Consider the following 4,012-nt stretch of genomic DNA (forward strand, 5'->3'; position numbering starts at 1 on the left):
GTACGCGGCGCGCTGCGTCTTCGGCTGCGCATGACCGGCGACGCTCAGATCAGCGACCTGCGAGGTCTTGACCGCTTGCCGGTCTATCTCGCCGGCGACGAACAGGTGGCGTCGCATCTTTTCGAGCTTCTGCACGCCGCGAGCATTGCGTCGCTGACGGGAACGCCTGGTGCACTGGGCAGTACGTTGCACGCGGTGACATCCCATGCTGTCGACCACGAAGGATTGACGCCGGACCAGGGTCTGTTGCCGCTCATCTGGTCGAGCTTTCATGGGCACAACCTGTTGCACGAGTATTTCGCGTGCCCGAACCGCTTTTACTTCTTTTCGCTAACGGGGCTCGAGCCCGGGCTACGACGCATCACAGCAAAAGAAGCGGAAATCGTGATCCTGCTGGATCGTGTGCCCGGCGCGCTTGCCAATCTGGTCGACGCGTCGCGTTTTGCGCTGTTCTGTACGCCGGTCGTGAACCTGTTCCGCCAGCGCACCGACCGTATCGAGCTGCCGCAAGGCGACACGGAATTTCACCTGGTCCCGGACCGCTTGCTTCCACTCGACTATGAGGTGTTCGCGGTCGAGGCAATGACCGGCCGCGTGGAAGCAACCTCCGAACCGCTGGCGTTCAGGCCGCTCTTTCAAACGCTCAATAACGACGAAGGCAACTACGGACGCTATTTCTCGATCCGCCGCGAGCGGCGACTGGTGTCCGATTCCGTGCGCCGATACGGAACGCGCACGCCTTACACGAGTACGGAGACCTTCATCTCGCTGGTCGATCAGAACGAAGCGCCTTATGCCGAATCGATTCGTTACTTGTGGGCCGACGCGTGGCTGACCAATCGCGATCTTCCGAGTCTCGTGCCGCGCAACGGCATAAGCGACCTGAGCGTGAGGGGCTCGGTGCCGGTCGAGAGCATTGGGCTGATTCGCCCACCGAGCGCGCCCAAGGCGCCTTATGCAGAGCGTGACACGGCGTGGCGCCTGATCCGCCAGTTGAACTTCAACTACCTGCCGCTCGCCGAGCTCGATCATCGTGCGGGCGGGCAGGGTCTGCGCGATCTATTGCGTCTGTTCCTGACCGATCAGGACGAAGCACAGAGACGGCAGGTCGAAAGCCTGGTCGGGGTGAAGACTCGCCCGGTCACGCGGCGTCTGCCCGGCGGCGGCCCCCTGGTATTTGGGCGAGGGATTGAATGTTCACTGACGGTCGATGAAAGCGGATTTTCCGGCACCAGTCCGTACCTCTTCGGATTGATCCTCGAACACTATCTGGCACGTCACGTCTCCATCAACGTTTTCACCCAGACGGAACTGCATTCGATGCAGCGCGGACGCGTGGCCCGCTGGCCGGTGCGCATGGGCACGCGAGGCGCCGCCTGATGGACCGCGCGCCCTTGCCCGCCGCGCTGCGCGACAGCGCGCTCTCGCCCCAACTGCTCGACAAGCTGCACGCCGAACCATGGCGCTACGGCTTCCTGAGTCTGTTGCGGCGGCTCGGCGCCGATTCGCGTATCCCGCCGATCGGTTGCGCCCGTCGTCCGCAGGTGGAACCGTATCGTCTTGGCCAGCAACCGAGCCTGACCTTCGCACCGCGCGAGATCGCCGAGGTCTGCGAAGTCGATGGACGTCTCAAGGTGCGGCTATTCGGTCTCGGCATGCTCGGCCCGAATGGGCCGCTACCGATTCACGTCACGGAAATTGCGCGGGACCGCAAGGAGAATCGGCGCGACAGCACGCTGACCGATTTCTTCGACATCTTCCACCATCGCTACCTGACGCTGTTCTACCGCGCATGGTCGTCCGCGCAGGCGGCCGCAGGACTGGATCGGCCGGACAACGAGCGGTTCTCGTTTTACATCGCGAGTCTGTTCGGGCAAAGCACGGACGAGATCGCGCGCGAGCGCTTGCCGGCCCACGCGCGCATGGCGGCGTCCGCGCACCTGGTGCGGGAAGCGCGCAATCCCGACGGTCTTCGCGCCACGCTGGCCCAGTTCTTTGGCGTGCCCGTCGCGATTGATGAATATGTCTGGAACTGGATCGAAGTCGATCCCGCTGAATACAGCATGCTCGGCAAACCTGGCGCACCGTCCGTGATGTCCGAAGGCGCGATGTTGGGCGAACAGGTCCCGGACCGTCAGCACAAGTTCCGTATCGTCATCGGTCCGCTCGATATCGACGCCTATCTGCGCTTCACCCCGCAAGGCGCTGACCTGCCGCTGCTGGTGCAGTGGGTTCGCGCCTTCGTCGGGCTCGAGTTTGCGTGGGAGGTCGAGTTGCGGATCCGGGCGCAAAGTGCGCCGCCTGCCGTGATTGGCGGCTCCGAACGGCTCGGGTGGTCGGGATGGCTTGGCCGTTCGATCACCGGTGAGCCGATTACGGGCATGCGCTTCGAACCCGAGCACTACGTGCTGACCCCACACTAGCCCATTGAAGAATCCATGAATGCCAAGAAACAGGGTGCCGGAAAATCACGGCATCAGGACACCTCGAGTCACGACTGGCTGGCGCCAATCACGCAAGACGCGCCGTGTGGCGCTGATCTCGAATACGACCCGGAGTATGTCGTCCTGTCAGCGAAAACGATCTTGCAGCCGGACGCGCAATACGGCAATTTCGTCGGCTCGCCGGAGCCCGTCAACTGGAGCGATATCGATCGTGATTGCCGCAGGTTGATGTTACGCAGCAAGGATATCCGGCTTGCGGTTTTGTTCGCGCGTTGCCGCACGCGGCTTGCAGGGGCCGCCGGCTTAGGTGAGGGACTGGTATTGCTCGCGAGCTGGCTTGATCTTTATCCGCAAGCGATTCATCCGCAACTCGCCGTCGACTCGGATCGTGATGCGGCACTTGAGATTCGTGCGAATGCGATACAAGAGCTGACTGATACAGACGGTTTGCTAGCCGACTTGCGGGAGATTGCGCTGACCCGATCGTCGGCTGCGCGCCTGCAGGTACGCGATGTCGAGCGCGCGTTCGCGCGGCCGCGTCCGGCTGATGCGCTCGCGCCCGAATCCGTGACAAGGCAACTGGACGATCTACAGGTTCAGAATCCGGCGGTGCTGTCCGGATTCGGACTGGCGTTGGCCAGCCTTGAAGCCATTGAAAAGTGGAACGCGAAGCATCTGGCGGCGTTCGCGCCTGATCTTTCCGCATTGGGCCGATTGCTGCAACGGCTGGTTCGAAAGACTGCGCGCGAGGCGGGCGTTGGCGCTGAATCGGAAGAAACTATTGTCGATAACACCAGCCCATCTGATGCAGATGCGACGCCTGAGGTATCCGCTGCGGCGCACTCTGACGTATCCACGCTCGTCGCTGAGCGGGAGCCGGCCGGCAGAAGCACGCCTGCGCCCTTAACCGACAGGCACAGCGCGCTGGAGCAAATCCGCCAGGCGCGGATGTGGTTCGAAACCCATGAACCGAGCAGTCCGATTCCCGTCCTCCTCCGGCGCGCCGAGCATTGTGTCGGCAAGCGCTATGCGGAGATCGTGCAGACCATTCCGGCGGATCTGCTGGCGCAGTGGGATGTTGATCGATAACCCAGGACTGGAGGCGAGCGTCAGCAGCAGCAACGCGGCGCACGCGGCGCACGCGGCGCGCCCGTGTTGCCTCGCGCCGCGTGCTGAAGCGCCGTCACTCATAGTGCAATGCTTTCGGCACACGATACGCCGTGCCGTCGTATTCGAGCGTCGTGGTGGAGCGCTTTGCCGGACCATCGGTCGATACGCAGTCTTTGCTGGTCTGCTTGCTGACCGTTTCCTTCGAGGTCTCGCCGACGCGCAATGTCGCGTAGCCGCTGCCGCTGGCCGGCCCCACGGCAAGCGTGCGCGTAATGGCCGAGGACGTGCCGGCGCAATTGCCGTCCCAGTCGCCGGAATTGTTCTGGACGGCCAGATCGTCGACCACGCGACGCAGCGTGTGGCCGTCCAGCACATACAAGCTCAGCGACTGACCTTCGTACGGATTGACGCGCGACGAACCCTCGTAGGTCACGCGAACGCCAAATGCGCGCAATTGC

3 protein-coding genes and 1 pseudogene are annotated in these 4,012 nt (G+C 63.1%); 3 read left to right on the plus strand and 1 reads right to left on the minus strand.

Annotation, left to right across the window (positions count from 1 at the left end):
- The 3 genes from tssF to QOC89_RS13385 form a co-directional block, all read left to right on the plus strand.
- Positions 1-1,380: type VI secretion system baseplate subunit TssF (gene tssF / locus QOC89_RS13375; protein ID WP_323045446.1), on the plus strand; the 1,380-nt coding region annotated here is incomplete at its 5' end.
- Positions 1,380-2,423 (plus strand): type VI secretion system baseplate subunit TssG, encoded by a 1,044-nt coding sequence (gene tssG / locus QOC89_RS13380; RefSeq protein ID WP_323045447.1) that lies wholly within the window; start codon positions 1,380-1,382, stop codon positions 2,421-2,423. The genes tssF and tssG, both read left to right, overlap by 1 nt.
- Before the next feature lie 15 nt (positions 2,424-2,438).
- Positions 2,439-3,533 carry an ImpA family type VI secretion system protein gene (locus QOC89_RS13385; protein ID WP_323045448.1) on the plus strand — a complete coding sequence of 365 codons (1,095 nt, stop codon included), beginning with the start codon at positions 2,439-2,441 and terminating at the stop codon, positions 3,531-3,533.
- A 94-nt stretch (positions 3,534-3,627) separates the two neighbouring features.
- On the opposite strand, the pseudogene QOC89_RS13390 reads toward QOC89_RS13385, so the two are convergent.
- Positions 3,628-4,012 (minus strand): annotated as a pseudogene (locus QOC89_RS13390) (hypothetical protein); the annotation flags it as partial.

This window comes from Paraburkholderia sp. (assembly GCF_034668105.1).
Classification (GTDB): Bacteria; Pseudomonadota; Gammaproteobacteria; order Burkholderiales; family Burkholderiaceae; genus Paraburkholderia.